This window comes from Spirillospora sp. NPDC048819, assembly GCF_040650055.1.
In the GTDB taxonomy this organism is placed as follows: domain Bacteria; phylum Actinomycetota; class Actinomycetes; order Streptosporangiales; family Streptosporangiaceae; genus Spirillospora.
Map to the genome: position 1 here is coordinate 18948 of NZ_JBEZGN010000042.1, position 15642 is coordinate 34589.

13 protein-coding genes are annotated in these 15642 nt (G+C 72.7%); 2 read left to right on the forward strand and 11 right to left on the reverse strand.

Annotated features, from left to right (window positions below; all coding sequences use genetic code 11):
- Positions 1–59: 59 nt before the first annotated feature.
- Positions 60–455, reverse strand: a complete 396-nt coding sequence (locus AB0C35_RS38525) for a TraR/DksA family transcriptional regulator (protein WP_358467235.1) — start codon at positions 453–455, stop codon at positions 60–62.
- A 751-nt stretch (positions 456–1206) separates the two neighbouring features.
- Between AB0C35_RS38525 and ileS the strand changes: the two genes are divergently transcribed.
- Entirely contained in the window at positions 1207–4407 is a 3201-nt protein-coding gene (gene ileS, locus AB0C35_RS38530) for an isoleucine--tRNA ligase (RefSeq protein WP_358467132.1), read from the forward strand.
- A 378-nt stretch (positions 4408–4785) separates the two neighbouring features.
- The gene (locus AB0C35_RS38535) at positions 4786–5445 is read left to right on the forward strand and encodes a DUF1707 domain-containing protein (RefSeq protein WP_358467237.1); all 660 of its coding nucleotides are present in this window, start codon (positions 4786–4788) and stop codon (positions 5443–5445) included.
- Between the two features lie 17 nt (positions 5446–5462).
- Here the strand turns inward: AB0C35_RS38535 and AB0C35_RS38540 are convergent, their stop codons facing one another.
- From AB0C35_RS38540 to murG, 10 genes are all read right to left on the reverse strand, one after another.
- Complete coding sequence (locus AB0C35_RS38540; protein WP_358467133.1) at positions 5463–6728, reverse strand: hypothetical protein; 1266 nt, start codon at positions 6726–6728, stop codon at positions 5463–5465.
- A gap of 136 nt (positions 6729–6864) precedes the next feature.
- Complete coding sequence (locus AB0C35_RS38545; protein ID WP_358467135.1) at positions 6865–7797, reverse strand: DivIVA domain-containing protein; 933 nt, start codon at positions 7795–7797, stop codon at positions 6865–6867.
- 56 nt (positions 7798–7853) lie between these two features.
- Positions 7854–8150 (reverse strand): YggT family protein, encoded by a 297-nt coding sequence (locus AB0C35_RS38550; protein WP_358467137.1) that lies wholly within the window; start codon positions 8148–8150, stop codon positions 7854–7856.
- Positions 8151–8171: 21 nt separating this feature from the next.
- On the reverse strand, positions 8172–8708 hold the full coding sequence (sepF, locus tag AB0C35_RS38555) for a cell division protein SepF (RefSeq protein ID WP_358467139.1): 537 nt from the start codon (positions 8706–8708) through the stop codon (positions 8172–8174).
- A gap of 103 nt (positions 8709–8811) precedes the next feature.
- Entirely contained in the window at positions 8812–9513 is a 702-nt protein-coding gene (locus AB0C35_RS38560; RefSeq protein WP_358467141.1) for a YggS family pyridoxal phosphate-dependent enzyme, read from the reverse strand.
- A complete protein-coding gene (gene pgeF / locus AB0C35_RS38565) occupies positions 9510–10238 on the reverse strand; it encodes a peptidoglycan editing factor PgeF (RefSeq protein WP_358467143.1) in 729 nt (242 codons plus the stop codon). Before pgeF ends, AB0C35_RS38560 begins: the two co-directional genes overlap by 4 nt.
- Positions 10235–11731 (reverse strand): cell division protein FtsZ, encoded by a 1497-nt coding sequence (ftsZ, locus tag AB0C35_RS38570; protein ID WP_358467145.1) that lies wholly within the window; start codon positions 11729–11731, stop codon positions 10235–10237. The genes pgeF and ftsZ overlap by 4 nt, the downstream gene beginning before the upstream one ends.
- Positions 11732–12226: 495 nt before the next feature.
- The gene (locus AB0C35_RS38575; protein WP_358467147.1) at positions 12227–12988 is read right to left on the reverse strand and encodes an FtsQ-type POTRA domain-containing protein; all 762 of its coding nucleotides are present in this window, start codon (positions 12986–12988) and stop codon (positions 12227–12229) included.
- A 61-nt stretch (positions 12989–13049) separates the two neighbouring features.
- On the reverse strand, positions 13050–14456 hold the full coding sequence (gene murC / locus AB0C35_RS38580) for a UDP-N-acetylmuramate--L-alanine ligase (RefSeq protein ID WP_358467149.1): 1407 nt from the start codon (positions 14454–14456) through the stop codon (positions 13050–13052).
- Positions 14453–15547 (reverse strand): undecaprenyldiphospho-muramoylpentapeptide beta-N-acetylglucosaminyltransferase, encoded by a 1095-nt coding sequence (gene murG, locus AB0C35_RS38585; protein ID WP_358467151.1) that lies wholly within the window; start codon positions 15545–15547, stop codon positions 14453–14455. Before murG ends, murC begins: the two co-directional genes overlap by 4 nt.
- Positions 15548–15642: the final 95 nt, after the last annotated feature.

Sequence of the window (15642 nt, forward strand, 5' to 3'; positions counted from 1 at the left end):
GCGCGGCCGAGGAGATCCCGTGGATTCCCCGGCCCCGCCCTCTGGGTTCGTTGAGTCGCTCAGCGACGTTCCTCGCGTTGTTTGCATGTCACACACAGGGTCGCACGCGGGAAGACCTGGAGCCGCGCCTTGCCGATCGGCGTGGTGCAGGACTCGCAGATTCCGTACGTGCCGGCGTCCATCCGCTGGACGGCCCGCTCGATCTGGGCGAGCAGGTCCTGTGAATTGTAGGACAGTGCGAGTTCGTGCTCGCGCTCGTAGGTCTTCGCGCCCGCGTCGGCCTGGTCGTCGCCGGCGCCGTCGCTGCTGTCGCCCTCGGCGATCTGGCTCGCCGACGCGGCGATCTCGCTGCGCAGCGCCTCGATCTGCTCCTGCAGGGCGGCCCGCACCTCGGCGAGCTCACCGGACGTCCACTCGTGCTCCCCCTCGCGGACCGGCAGCTCCGCCGCCTTCACCGCCGCGCCGCCGTTCCCGCCCGCCTTCTCCGCCTTCGCGGGGACGCGTCCGGACGACGGCCCGCCCGGTTTCGCGGCCCGGCCCTTGGCGGGCGGTTCGGCCGGGGACCGCCTCGCGCCCCGGCTCTTCTTCCCGGCGGTCGGCTTCTCCGGGGGCGGCTTCTCATCGGGCAGCGTCGCATCGGACTGGGTGCCCCTCCTCGCGCCGGCCATGTCGGCCCCCCTCGCGCTGATCGCCTCGACGGGCAGTGCGGGCAGCATAAGTCCCCTTTCTCGGGCGCGGCAAACAACCTGGGCTGCGTTACCGACCCCTTATGCCCCGTCGCCGATCGCCCGGAAACCCCAGGTCACCGCACGAGATCGCAAAGGAACGGCACCCGCCCCCGGCGGCCGCCCGGCACGATGACGGGAAGAGGACGCGCCCCGCGTGCGTTAGAGTCGTCGCGAGCAGTCTCATCGGCAGGCGTGGATGGGGACACCTGCCGCCGCACGCAGCAATGAGCGACCCGGGGACGGTGCGAGCCCGGGGGCGAGCCCGGCGGTCTGATCACCCCGGAGCCGCCGGAGGAACCGTCCCGGACATCCGTCCGCGGGCCCAGTAGACCCGGCAGCCGAGACTAAACGAAGCGGACCGTGCCGCCCGGCGGCAGGGTCAAGGAGGGTGGTACCGCGGGGCCGCCGCTCGGTCGATCCGGGCACACGCCTCGTCCCTCCGGTCAACGTGGTCACGTCGATCCGGAGGTCCGCCATCGTGAGCCGAGGTTTTCGGCCGCTGCCAGCGCAGGTCGATCTGCCCGCCCTGGAGCGGGACATGCTGCGCCGCTGGCAGGAGAGCAAGGTTTTCGAGCGGTCGCTGGAGCGCACCGCGTCCGGCCCCCGATGGGTGTTCTACGAGGGCCCTCCGACCGCCAACGGCATGCCGGGCGTCCACCACGTCGAGGCCCGCGTGTTCAAGGACGTCTTCCCGCGCTTCAAGACGATGAAGGGCTACCACGTCCCCCGCAAGGCCGGCTGGGACTGCCACGGGCTGCCCGTCGAGGTCGCCGTGGAGAAGGAACTCGGCCTCACCGGCAAGAAGGACATCGAGGAGTACGGCGTCGCGGAGTTCAACGACCGCTGCCGCGAATCGGTCCTGCGCCACGTGGACGCGTTCGAAGAGATGACCGAGCGCATGGGCTACTGGGTCAACACCGACCAGGCGTACCGCACGATGGACCCCGAATACGTCGAGGCGGTCTGGTGGTCCCTGAAGCAGGTGTTCGACAAGGGCCTGCTGTTCCGCGACTTCCGCATCACGCCGTACTGCCCGCGCTGCGGGACGGGACTGTCCGACCATGAGCTGGGCCAGCCCGGCGCGTACGAGGAGGTGTCCAGCCCGTCGGTGTACGTGCGGATGCCCGTCACGTCCGGCCCGCTCGCCGAGATGGGCGCCGCGCTGCTCATCTGGACGACGACGCCATGGACGCTGGTGTCCAACACCGCCGTGGCCGTCCACCCCGACGTCACCTACGTCGCCGCCAGGCCCGCGGGCTCCGACGAGGTCCTCGTCGTGGCCGAACCCCTTCTCGACCAGGTCCTCGGCGAAGGCGCGGAACGGCTCGCCGCGTACCAGGGCGCCGACCTGGAGCGCACCACCTACCGGCGGCCGTTCGACCTGGTCGACATCCCGGACGCGCACTACGTCGTCCTGGGCGACTACGTCACCGTCGAGGACGGCACCGGCCTCGTCCACCAGGCTCCCGCGTTCGGCGGCGACGACATGACCGTCTGCAAGCGCTACGGGATGCCGATCGTCAACCCCATCGGGCCCGACGGGCGCTTCCTGCGCGAGGTTCCCCTGGTCGGCAACAAGTTCTTCAAGGACGCCGACGAGCCACTCACCGACGACCTGCGCGCGCGCGGGCTGCTGTACCGCGGCGGGCACTTCGAGCACAGCTACCCGCACTGCTGGCGCTGCCACACGCCGCTGCTCTACTACGCGCTCCCCGCCTGGTACATCCGCACCACGCAGATCAAGGACCGGCTGCTGGAGGAGAACGAGAAGACCAACTGGTACCCCGAAACCGTCAAGCACGGCCGGTACGGGGAGTGGCTGCGCAACAACGTCGACTGGTCGCTGTCCCGCAGCCGGTACTGGGGCACGCCGCTCCCCCTGTGGGTCTGCGGCGAGGACGAGAACCACGTCACCTGCGTCGGGTCGCTCAAGGAGCTGGGCGAACTCGCCGGAAGCGACATGTCCGCCCTGGACCCGCATCGTCCCTACGTCGACGACGTGACGTTCCCCTGTCCCACCCGCGTCGGAGACGGGGAAACGTGCGGGGCGGAGGCGCGCCGCGTCCCCGACGTCATCGACGCCTGGTACGACTCCGGCTCGATGCCGTTCGCGCAGTGGGGCGCCCCTCACCGCAACAACGAGGTCTTCGAGAACTCCTACCCCGCGCAGTACATCTGTGAGGCCCAGGACCAGACCCGCGGCTGGTTCTACTCACTCATGGCCGTCGGGACGCTCGTCTTCGACCGCTCGTCCTACGAGAACGTCGTCTGCCTGGGACTGATCCTCGCCGAGGACGGCCGCAAGATGAGCAAGCACCTCGGCAACGTGCTGCGGCCGATCCCGCTGATGGACGAGCACGGCGCCGACGCGGTGCGCTGGTTCATGGCCGCCAACGGCCTGCCCTGGGCGTCGCGCCGCGTCGGGCACGGCGCACTGGAGGAGATCGTCCGCAAGGTCCTCCTCACCTACTGGAACACCGCGTCCTTCTTCGTCCTGTACGCCAACGCGGCGCAGGCGCAGGGCCGCGCCTGGACGCCCGACCGCCTGGCGGAGGCGCCCGCCCCGGCCGACCGCCCCCTCCTGGACCGCTGGGCGCTCGCCGGGCTGCACCGCACGGTCCGCGAGGTCGATGCGGCGCTGGAGGAGTTCGACACCGCCCGCGCGGGCCGCCACCTGGCCCAGTTCGTCGACGACCTGTCCAACTGGTACGTGCGCCGCTCCCGTCGGCGCTTCTGGGAGGGGCCCGAGACGCCCGACGGCTCGTCGGCCTTCGCGACCCTCTACGAGTGCCTGGAGACCCTCACCCGCCTGATGGCGCCGATGGTCCCCTTCATCACCGACCACGTCTGGGACGTCATCCGCCCCGCCGACGGTCCCGAGTCGGTGCACCTCGCCGACTGGCCGGCCGTCGACGAGGACCTCGTGGACGAGGAGCTGACCGCCCAGATGGCGCTCGTCCGCCGGCTGGTCGAGCTCGGCCGCTCCGCCCGCGCCGCCAGCGGCGTCCGGACCCGCCAGCCCCTCGGCCGCGCCCTGGTCGGCGCCGCGGGCTGGCCCGCGCTGCCGGCCCAACTCCGCGCGCAGATCTCCGAGGAGCTGAACGTCCTGGGCTTCGAGGAGCTCTCCTCGATCGGCGGTGACCTCGTCGAGTACGAGGTGAAGCCCAACTTCCGCGAACTCGGCAAGCGCTACGCCAAGGACACCCCGAGGGTCGCCAAGGCGATCACGTCCGCCGATCCCGCGGCCCTCGTGCACACCCTCCGCGGCGGCGCCGCCGAAGTCGAGGCCGAGGGCCTCGGCACGGTGCCGCTGTCCGCGGACGACGTGATCGTCACCGAGCGGCCTCGCACCGGCTGGGCGGTGGAGAGCGCCGCCGGCGAGACCGTCGCGCTCGACCTCACCGTCACGCCCGAACTGCGCCGCGCCGGCCTGGTCCGCGAGGCCGTCCGCCTCGTCCAGGAGGGCCGCAAGGCCGCCGGCCTGGACGTCACCGACCGCATCGACCTGTGGTGGGAGGCCACCGGCACCGACCTGGCCGAGGCGCTGCGCGCCCACACCGGCGAGATCGCCGCCGAGGTCCTCGCGACCAAGGTCACCGAGGGCCGCCCCGAAGGCCTCCCCGCAACCCGCGACGAGGAACTGGGCCTAACCCACTACCTCCGCAGGTCCACCGAGTAGAAACCCCGCCCCGCCGAGCCGACCGACCACAGCACCACGCCACCAACAGAGACGGTCACAACCACCGAAACCGTGCCGTGAGAATCAACCGCCTCGCGAGGGGGTTTCCAGGGGTCGCCCCCCTGGACTGGCACACCACGGTTCGTGCGGCCGGAGGCGCCCCAGGCGCCGGAGGCCGCACGACCCGCCGAGCCGGGCGACCGCAGCGACACGACGCCGACCCGCACGGTCACAACAAACCGAAACCGTGGCGTGAGGATCGACCGGCTCGCAACGGGGGTTCCAGGGGGTCGCCCCCTGGGCAGACGCTGCGATGATTGGAGGGTGAATCTTTCCGAGCAGCCTTCCGAACCCCCGGCGCGGCCGTCGGACGCCGGCATGCGCGCGTCGGACGCCGACCGCGACCAGGTCGCCGACCGCCTGCGTGAGGCCCTGGCCGAAGGGCGCATCACGCCGGAGGAGCACGCGGAGCGGATCGACGCGGTCTACAAGGCCAAGACCTACGCCGAGCTGGAGCCGGTTCTCAGTGACCTGCCGTCGGCGCGGGCACCGCGGCCGACGGTCGATCTGCGCAAGGAGGAACGGGTGGTCGCGCCGCCGGCGCCCCAGTCGCCGAACCTGGTGGCGATCTTCGGTGGGGCGGAGCGGAAGGGACGCTGGCTGGTGGAGCCGACCACCAACGTCTCGTGCGTGTTCGGAGGCGTCGACCTGGACTTCCGGCAGGCGGTCCTCAGCCGCGGCGAGGTGACCGTCAACGTCACCTGCGTGTTCGGCGGGGTGAACCTGGTCGTGCCGCCCGGCGTCCGGGTCGTCGGGTCCAATGTCGCGATCTTCGGCGGGAACGATCTGCCGGAGGACGACACGACGGACCCGGACGCGCCCGTCATCCGGCTGACCGGCCTGGTGCTGTTCGGCGGCGTGTCCGTCACGCGCCGCGAGGTGGGCGGGAAGAAACGCCGCCGGGACCGGCACGGGGAGATCCACCGGCTGCACCAGGAGCGGCGCGCGGAGATGCGCGAGCGGCGCCGCGACCGCTGAGCCGCCCCTGGGCGTGCTCAGTCCCGGGCGCGCTCGCGGTCGGGCTGGCAGACGAGGCAGGGCGTGCAGCCCCGGGACTTGGCCTCGGCGCGGGACAGCGCCTCCAGGTCGTCGGCCTCGTCGCCGATGTCCTCGATGAGGGCGCAGTCGGTGCGGTGGTAGCGCTTGGTGCCGCTCAGGATGCGGACCTGCGGGCCGTCGTCGCCGGGCTCGTCCTGCGGGGCCTCGGCGGCCGGCTCGTGTCCGGGCTCCTCGGACGGCTGCGGCGCGTCGTCGTCGTCGGCGCCGCGGGGCTTCGGAGCCGCCGCCTCCGGGACGGCGGTGTCGGCCTCCGGCTCGGCGGAGAGTGCGGCACCCAGGTCGACAGCGGTGTCAGGCGACGCGGATTCGGCCTCAGCGGGCCGTTCGCCGGCGGAGTGAGCCTCCGGCTCCGGTCCGGCGGCTTCGGCCTTCTCCGCGGATTTGGCGGGCTCTTCGCGGCTGAAGAGGCTCGCCACCGGCATGTCGGTGAGGGTCGGGCCCGCGGGGCCGGGCGCCGGGCGCTCCGGCTCGGCCGGCCGGTCCGCCCGCGGGATCTCGGCCGTCTTGTCGAACGAGGTGGGCGCGGACGCCGGGGAGGGCGCCGGCTTGGCCAGACCGGCCAGGCCGCCCTCGGAGCGTTCCGGGCCGGGCTTCGGAGGTGCGGGCACGTCCCCTGCCGTCCTGCCCGTGCCGGGTGGCACGGGTCCCGACGCCGCGGCGCGCGCCGCCAGTGCGGTGTCGGGCATGCAGGCGGTACAGGGGCTGAACCCCTCCTCCTTGGCCTCGGCGAAGGTGAGCTCCTCGGTCTCGCGTCCGGCGAGCTGCCGGCAGGTGTCGAGGTGGTAGCGCTTGCGGCCGCGGACGACGAACACCAGCGCGTCGTCGGGGACGTCGGCCGGCGGGGCGGGGATCTCCACCTCGTCGTCGGCCTGGTCCGCCACCGGGGCCTTGGCGGCCGGTACGCCCGTGGCGTTCGCGGCGGACGCGGCGGGGGCGGCCTTCTTGCGCTTGTCCTTCTTGGGCTTGCCGCTCCTGCGGGCGGGCGCCGGTGACACACCCGCGCCGAAGAGCTCCTTGCGACGCAGGAACACCCCGATGGCCAGGCACAACGCCGAGACGATGCTGACCGCGATCGAGAAATAGATCACGAACAGGGCGTCAAACTGGCCGAAGACCTCGGCGCTGTCGCTGTTGCCGGCGACGATTCCCGCTACCAGCAGGGCGATGGCCACCACCACGAGAACGCCGCTCAGGATGATCACAGGGTCTCTCTCCCTCGTTCAGGCCGCTCGGCTCCCGGGCGGCCGGCACCGGCCGGACTCCCCGCGCCGCCGGGATGGCTGCGGTGCCACCCTCGGCGCGGCGATCGGGAAGACACTATCGCCCGCGATGCCCACCTCAGCGCCGTTCGTGCGGCGGGTTGTCACCGCCGGCGTGGAAAGCCCCGGTCGCGGAGTGCTGCACCTGCTGGGTGTGCTCGGCGGGCGGCGGGAACTGGCCAGGCGCCGGCCCGGAGCCGCCGGGGGCGCCGTTGCGGTTGTCGTTGTGCTGCAGGGTGTTCTGCGGGCCCGTCTGCGGACCGCCCTGGGGGGCGTTCTGCGGTGACTGGGCGGGGGCCGCGCCCGGGACGGCGGCGAACGCGCCGGTCTCGGTGCTGCCCGCCTCCAGGTCGCGCAGCTGGCCCTCCAGGTAGACCTTCAGCCTGCTGCGGTACTCCCGCTCGAAGGCGCGCAGGTTGTCGACCTCGCGCTCGAGCTCCTCGCGCTGCTGCACGAGCGAGCCCATGACCTGGCGGTGCCGCTCCTGGGCGTCGCGGTCGAGGGCCTCGGCGCGCGAGCGGGCCTCGCTGACGATCTGGTCGGCCTGCCGACGGGCTTTGCCGAGGATCTCCTCGGCCTCGCGGCGGGCGCGGCCGAGCGTCTCGTCGGCCTCCCGGCGGGCGTCGGCGATCGCCTGGTCGGCGGTCTGCTGCGCCAGCGCGAGCACGCGGGCGGCCGTGTCCATGTTGTCCTCGCCGGAGGGCGCGGAGGACATGCCGAGACCGCCGAGGGCCGGCTCCGGCTCGGGCTGCGGCTGCGGCTCGGGGCGGGGAGGCTCCGGGATCTTCTGGACGTCCGGCTTGGGCTCCACGATGGGGGCTGCCATGGCGGGAACCTTGCCGCGCAGGCACTCGGCGAGCTTGGCCCGCAGCTCCTCGTTCTCCTGGATGAGGCGGTCGAGCTCGGCCTCGACCTCGTCGAGGAAGGCGTCCACCTCCTCCTCGTCGTACCCCGGCCTCAGCCTGGTGGTACTGAACTGCTTGTTCCGCACATCGGCGGGTGTCAGCGGCATGTTCTCGTCTCCTTGGCGCGCTTGGAGTCTGTCCCGAAGGACGGTATCCGATCGACCTAACCTCCGCCGAACGCGGAGCCGACGATGATGATCAGGATCCAGACCACAAGGATGAGGACGGTGAAGCTGAGATCCAGCGCAACGTTACCCAGTCGAATGGGCGGGATGAAGCGTCTGAGGAATTTCAGGGGCGGATCGGTGACGGTGTAGGTCGCCTCGGCGATCACCAGAACGACCCCGGTCGGCTTCCACTGCCGGGCGAACGACTGCAGGATCTCCAGGATCAGCCTCCCGATCAGGAACAGGAGGAAGAAGTAGAGGATCGCCTGCAGGACGGTTCCAACGATGTTCACGGGTTCTCTCGCATGTGGATCTCAGCTCTGGTTGAAGAAACCACGTTCTGCCATCCGGGCCTTGTCCTCGGCCGTCACCTCCACGTTGGCGGGCGACAGGAGGAACACCTTGTTCGTAACACGCTCGATGCTCCCGTGCAGGCCGAACACGAGACCCGCCGCGAAGTCGACCAGACGCTTGGCGTCGCTGTCGACCATCTCGGTCAGATTCATGATGACCGGTGTGCCCTCCCGGAAGTGCTCGCCGATGGTCCTCGCCTCGTTGTAGGTCCTTGGATGCAGCGTAGTGATACGAGCGAGGTCGGTGGTACCGGACTCGTAGAGCGCCACGGAACGTCGCTCGATCGTCGACGTGGAGTGATGGTCGCGTTCGCGGTCCGCGGCCTCGTCGGCTCGGGTAAGCTGACCGCCGGATTCGTCCTCGCGACGGCGGCCCTGCCCGGAGTCGGTCTCCTCGTCGTAGACCTCGTACTCGTCGTAGTCGCCGTACTTGTCGTCGTAGCGATCGTCCTCCACAAGGCCGAGGTAGACCGCCATCTTGCGCATCGCGCTGGCCATACGCCCCTCCGTGTCCTGTGGTCGCGGCACCGGGCGCGTCCGGCGCCGCCTGGACTGATCCGTCGTGGCGGCCCGCGTTCCGGCAGGTACCACTGGGGGGACATTACCTGACGATTGCCCGTCGGCCGCCGAGCAACGCCGTACCGACCCGCAGGTGTGTCGCGCCGCACGCGATCGCCTGTTCCAGATCGCCGCTCATACCCGCAGAGACGATCCGGGCGCCCGGATGGTTCCGGCGGACCCGTTCGGCGATCCCGGCGAGCCGAGTGAAGGCGGGCGCCGGGTCGGCGCCGAGCGGGGCGACGGCCATCACGCCGCCGAGCTCGAGGCCGCCGGCCTCGGCGATCGCGTCGGCGAGCGCGGGAACGTCCGGGGGTGACGCGCCGCCGCGCCCCTCCACCTCGTCCAGCGAGACCTGGACGAGGCAGCGCAGGGTGCGGCCGGCGCGGACGGCGGCGTCCGACAGCGCCGAGACCAGCCTGGGCCGGTCGACCGAGTGCACGACGTCGGCGTATCCGGCGACGGCGCGGGCCTTGTTGGTCTGCAGGCGGCCGACGAAATGCCAGGTGAGGGGGAGGTCGGCGCATTCGGCGGCCTTCGGGCGGGCCTCCTGGTCGCGGTTCTCGCCGATATCGGTGAGGCCGAGTCCGGCCAATAGCCGCACATCGGACACGGGGAACGTCTTGGTGACCGCGATCAGCGTGATCTCGTCCTCGTCCCGGCCGGCGGCGGCGCACGCGGCGGCGATGCGTGCCCGCACTCCGGCGATGCCCTCGGCCAGTTCGGTCCGGCGCTCCTCGGTCACGCGTCGCCCTTGAGCCAGACGTATCCGGCGAAGCGGCCGGTGCGCCCGTCGCGGCGGTAGGAGAAGAGGCCGGGGTCCTCGATGGTGCAGCGAGGGTCGACCCGCACGCCGGTGACGCCTCCGGCGGCGAGCTGCTCGACGATGCCGGCGCGGATGTCGAGGCCCGGGGTGCCCTTGGACGTGATGGAGTACGCGCCGGGCACGACGGCGGTGACCTCGTCCCGCATCGTCTCGGGGACCTCGTAGCAGCGGCCGCACGCGGCGGGGCCGATCGCGGCCGTCATCCTGGCGGGGTCGGCGCCCCGCTCGCACATCGACTTCACCAGTGCGGGGACGACCCCGGCGGCGGTCCCGGGCCGGCCCGAGTGGGCGGCGCCGACGATCCCGGCGACAGGGTCGGCGAGCAGGACGGGCGCGCAGTCGGCGACCAGGACGGCGAGGGCGAGGCCGGGGACGGTCGTGACGATCGCGTCGACGGGGCCGGGAAGATCGGGGGAAGTGACGAACGCGACGGCGGCGCCGTGCACCTGCCGCATGTAGACGGTGCGTCCGGGGTCGACGCCGAGGCGGGCGGCGACGCGCCGCCGGTTGTCCTGGACGGCGGCGGAGTCGTCGCCGGCCGCGCCACCGAGGTTGAGGGATTCATAGGGGGCGGTGCTCACGCCGCCGGCACGGCCGGTGAAGGCGGCGCCGACGCCGTCGCCCAGGGCGACGGTGGTGATCACTTCAGGAAATCGGGGACGTCGAGGTCGTCGTCCTCGTCGAACACCACGGGACGGCGGCGCTGCCCGGAGGAGGCGGGGCCGCCGTCGTTCTCCCCCGCGTGCACGCGGGACGGGGTCTGCTCGGACGCCGGGCGGGGCGCGGGGGCGCGCGAGCCGCCGGACTCCCCGCCGGAGGCGCCGGCGTCCCGGTCGGCGGGCGGGCCCGGCTGTGTGGAGGCGGTGCCGTCGGACCGGGCGTGCTCGCCCGATCCGCGTCCGCCGGAACGGTCGTCATGTCCCTGCGCGGACTGCTGGGACCGGTCGGCCTCGGGGCGCTGCGGCGGGGCGGCCGCGCCGCCCGCGGACTGCGGCGCCGCGGCCGCCTGTGCCACCGACTGCTGGGACCCGTGCTGCGCCGACTGCTGCGCGCTCGCGGGCTCGGATCGCCCGACGCGGCTCGGGATCGGGTTGGCGGGCGCGGCGGGCGCCGCCGACGCGGGCGGCGGCGTGGGACGCGGCGGCGGGGGCAGTCTCTTGGTCTCGGGTTCCGGGGCCGGCTTAGCAGGGCGGCCCTCGTCAAAACCCGCCGCGATCACCGTGACCCGGACCTCGTCGCCGAGCGCGTCGTCGATGACCGCGCCGAAGATGATGTTGGCGTCGGGCGCGGCGGCGTTGGACACCAGCTGCGCCGCCTCGTTGATCTCGAACAGGCCGAGGTCGGAGCCGCCGGAGATGGACAGCAGCACGCCGTGCGCGCCGTCGATGCTGGCCTCCAGCAGCGGGCTGGAGATCGCCATCTCGGCCGCGGCGACGCTGCGGTCGTCGCCGCGCGCGGAACCGATGCCCATCAGCGCCGAGCCGGCGCCGGACATGACGGACTTGACGTCGGCGAAGTCGAGGTTGATCAGGCCGGGGGTGGTGATGAGGTCGGTGATGCCCTGCACACCGGACAGCAGCACCTGGTCGGCGGCCTTGAACGCGTCCAGGACGCTGACCTGCCGGTCGGAGATCGACAGCAGCCGGTCGTTGGGGATGACGATGAGGGTGTCGACCTCGTCGCGCAGCGTCTCTATTCCGGCCTCGGCCTGCATGGCGCGGCGCTTGCCCTCGAAGCTGAAGGGGCGGGTGACGACTCCTATGGTCAGCGCGCCGAGCGAGCGGGCGATGTTGGCCACCACGGGCGCGCCGCCGGTGCCGGTGCCGCCGCCCTCTCCGGCGGTGACGAACACCATGTCGGCGCCCTTGAGGACCTCTTCGATCTCCTCGCGGTGGTCTTCGGCGGCCTTGCGGCCGACATCGGGGTTGGCTCCGGCGCCGAGGCCCCGGGTGAGCTCGCGGCCCACGTCCAGTTTCACGTCGGCGTCACTCATCAGCAGCGCCTGGGCGTCCGTGTTGATCGCGATGAACTCGACGCCCTTGAGTCCCTCTTCGATCATCCGGTTGACGGCATTGACGCCGCCGCCGCCGATGCCGACGACCTTGATGACCGCGAGGTAATTCTGCGGTGCTGCCACGACGAGGGGCCTTTCCGCTCTATCCGACCGCCCTGCCCGGTCTGAGACCGTGCCGCCGCGGTGTTCCTGACCTGTGTGCACTTGCGGGCCGAGCCCGGCGGGATCCGGCCTTGGAAACCGGCTCCCCTGAACCCTCACCCTCAACTTGAGGCTTACAGTTATGTCAACCTGAGGACTGATACGGACAGTAGGGCGGCCTTACCGCCAGGGTCAACTAACCTCCCCCGAACTCCACCGGCGTGTCGCACCGGATACGCGTTCGCCCTGGTCGGCGAAGAAGATCTGGCTGCTCCCAGGCCGCGCACGCCGTCGTCCACCCCCTCAGCGGGTATCGGTACCGCCGGTGTCGGGTCGCCCATGCGGTGCTCCTTCCGGCCGGTCGTTCCAGCGTGCCCCATCGGACGCCCGGAATCGCCGCGACACACGCACCGGACCCGAACGGCACCACAAACGCCTTCCCCGTGAGGCGCGCCGGCCGGCCGTCGCGCCGGACGCTCACTTCGTCTTGAGCACCTCGGGGGAACTGACGTCGGCGGTGCGGACGGCCCGCCCGGCCGCCGTGCGCCACAGGGCGTCCAGCAGCCGGATCTTCTCCTCTGCCCGTTCTGCGGCGCCCCACACCACCGTCTGGCCGCCCGCCATGTGCAGGGTGACCGCCTCGGGCCCGGTCGCCGCCACCTCGCGCAGCTTCCCCTTCAGACGTTCCGGCAGGTCGGAGAGCACGGTCAGCGCCGCGAGCGTCGCCTTGTCGGACGGTCCGGGCGCGGCGACCGTCAGCGTCGGGAGCCCGGACGGCCTGTCCTCCCCGTCGGCGACGACGACGCCGTGCCGGTCGATCCGGTGGTGGCGCCCGTCGCGTTCGAAGACGGCGACCGGCACCCGTTCGCGGACCACGATGCGGACGGTGCCCGGCCAGTGCCGTTCGATCTCGGCGGACTCGACCTCCCGGAGCCGCTCGACCCGTTCGCGGATCTCGCCGGTCGCCAGCCGCGCCATCGGCCTGCCGATGTGGATCCCCGCGGCGGCGACGATCCGGTCGTGCGGCGCCAGCTCGGCACCGGTCACCTCGACGTGCCGCACCACCAGCAGCCGCGAGCCGAGCACGACCCACGTCACCGCGCCCAGCGCCGCCAGCACCAGCAGGGTGACGAAGATGACCTTCCACCGGACGGGACGGCCGCGTTCCTCCCCCGGCTCCCCGTCCGGTCCCCGGCCGCCGTCCGGCCCGGCCCGCCGGCCCGTCTGCGCCTCGGTCATGACCCAAGCTTGGCAGTGTTCTCCCCGCCCGCCGCCGACCGCGCGGGCGGCGGCGTGTCCTTCACGAACCGGCCAGGCGCTCCAGGATGAGCGGGCCGAGCTGGGTCACGTCACCCGCGCCCAGGGTGATGACGACGTCGCCGGGCCGGGCGAGCGCTGCGGCTATTTCGGGCACCTCGTCCCGGACGGGCGCGTAGACGGCCTCGGTGCCGGCCGGGACGGCGTCGGCGACCAGCGCGCCCGTCACACCGGGCTCGGGGTCCTCGCGGGCGCCGTACACGTCCAGGACGACGGCGACGTCGGCGAGGCCGAGCGCCGCGCCGAACTCGGCGGCGAAGAACCGGGTGCGGCTGTACAGGTGCGGCTGGAAGACGGCGATGATCCGGCCGCCCTGCTTCTCCCCCAGGTAGTCGCGGGTGGCGTCCAGGTCGGCGGTCAGCTCGGTCGGGTGGTGGGCGTAGCTGTCGAACACCTCGACGCCGCCCGCCTCGCCCTTACGCTCCAGCCGCCGCATCGCGCCGCCGAACGCGGCGAGGCCCGCACGGACGGGCGCGTCGTCCAGGCCGAGGGCCTGGGCGACCGCGACCACGGCGGCGGCGTTGAGGGCGTTGTGCCGGCCGGGGACGCCCAGCGCGACCTCGCCGATCCCGCCGATCTCGAACCGGGAGCCGAGACCGCGCGGGGTGAATCCGGTCACCCGCAGGTCCGCGCCTTCGGCCTCGCCGTACGTCCGGACGGTCAGGCCCCGCGCCCGCGCCCGTTCCGTCAGCTCCATCGCCACCGGGTCGTCGGCGCCGACGATGAGCGTCCCGCCCGGCTCGACGCGGTCGACGAACCTGGCGAAGTTCTCCTTCACCATCTCGAAGCCGCCGTAGTTGTCGAGGTGGTCGGCCTCGACGTTGGTGACGACCGCGATGTGCGGCGTGTACATGAGGAAGGAGCCGTCGCTCTCGTCGGCCTCGGCCACGAACACGTCGCCGGTGCCCTCGTCGGCGCCGAGCCCGGTGGTGACCAGCTGCCCGCCGATGCAGTAGGACGGGTCGGCGCCGGCGTGCTGGAGCGCGACCGTCAGCATCGAGGTCGTGGTGGTCTTGCCGTGCGTGCCGGCGACCGCGACCGCCCTGCGGCCGGCCATCAGCGAGGCGAGCGCGGCCGAGCGGTGCAGGACCCGCAGGCCGCGCTCGCGGGCGGCGACCAGCTCGGGGTTGGTGTCCCGGATCGCCGTGGAGACGACCACCGTGTCGGCGTCGCCCAGGTGCCCGGCGTCGTGCCCGACGAAGACCTTGGCGCCGAGGTCGCCGAGCTGGGTGAGCAGCTCGGAGTCGCGCGCGTCGCTGCCGGACACGGCGAGGCCGCGCCGCAGCATGATGCGGGCGATGCCGGACATCCCGGCGCCCCCGATCGCGATGAAGTGGACCCGGCCGAGCTCGCCGGCGGGCACGACGTCACGTGGACCGATCAGGCTCATCGGCCGGCGCCCGCCGAACGGACCACGTCGTACACCATCTGGGCGAGCGCGACGTCGGCGTCCCGCCGGCCCATCCGCCCGGCCGCCTCCGACATGGTCGCGACCCGGGCCGGGTCGGCCAGCACCGGCAGCAGGTTCTGCGCGATCCAGTCGGGCGACAGGTCGGCGTTGTCGACGAGCAGGCCGCCGCCGGCCTGGACGATCGGCTCGGCGTTCAGCCGCTGCTCGCCGTTGCCGATCGGCAGCGGCACGTACACCGCGGGCAGCGCGACCGCGGCCAGTTCGGCGCACGTCATCGCGCCGGCGCGGCACATGGCCATGTCGGCGGCGGCGTAGGCGAGATCCATCCGGTCGCAGTAGGGGATCGTGACGTACTGCGGGCCGCCGGACACCGGCTCGGGCTCCTCGGTGTTCTTCGGCCCGACGATGTGCAGGACCTGGATGCCCGCCTGCCGGAAGTACGGCGCCGAGGCGACGGCGGCCTGGTTGAGGGACCGGGCGCCCTGCGACCCGCCGAAGATCAGCAGGGTGGGCAGGTCGGGCAGCAGCCCGAAGTAGGAGCGGGCCTTGTCGCCCATCGCGAGCCGGTCGAGGGCGGCGATCTCGCGGCGGAGCGGGATGCCGACGAACGTGGGGTTCGGCAGCGGCGAGTCGGCGTGCGACACCGCGACGTGCTCGGTGAAGCGGGCGCCGAGCTTGTTGGCGAGGCCGGGCTTGGGGTTGGCCTCGTGGACGATGATCGGCACCTTGCGCTTGCGCGCCGCCAGGTAGCCGGGGGTGGCGACGTAGCCGCCGAAGCCCACCAGGATGTCGGCCTGGGCCTGGTCGAGGACGGACGCCGCCGCGTTGATCGCGCCGCGCAGCCGCCCGGGAACCGACAGCAGCCGCGGGGTCAGCGTGCGCGGCAGCGGAACCGGGGGGATCAGGGCGAGTTCGTAGCCACGCTGCGGGACGAGGCGTGTCTCCAGGCCCCGTTCGGTGCCGAGGCAGACGATCCCGGTGTTCGGGTCGTTGCGGCGCAGCGCGTCGGCGAGAGCCAGAGCGGGCTCGATGTGTCCGGCGGTGCCGCCGCCGGCCAGGACAACCCTCATGCTGGTTGACAACTCCTCAGCGTGTTCGACTTGTCGGGTGCCGCGCGTCCGGCGCGTGGGCGCGCACGCGACGCGGCGTCTCGGCACCCCGGAGG

Coding starts and splice junctions, on each gene's coding strand:
- AB0C35_RS38535 (WP_358467237.1), top strand. CDS start 4,786: ATGCGCGCGTCGGACGCCGACCGCGACCAGGTCGCCGACCGCCTGCGT.
- AB0C35_RS38545 (WP_358467135.1), bottom strand. CDS start 7,797: ATGCCGCTGACACCCGCCGATGTGCGGAACAAGCAGTTCAGTACCACC.
- sepF (WP_358467139.1), bottom strand. CDS start 8,708: ATGGCCAGCGCGATGCGCAAGATGGCGGTCTACCTCGGCCTTGTGGAG.
- AB0C35_RS38575 (WP_358467147.1), bottom strand. CDS start 12,988: ATGACCGAGGCGCAGACGGGCCGGCGGGCCGGGCCGGACGGCGGCCGG.
- murC (WP_358467149.1), bottom strand. CDS start 14,456: ATGAGCCTGATCGGTCCACGTGACGTCGTGCCCGCCGGCGAGCTCGGC.
- murG (WP_358467151.1), bottom strand. CDS start 15,547: ATGAGGGTTGTCCTGGCCGGCGGCGGCACCGCCGGACACATCGAGCCC.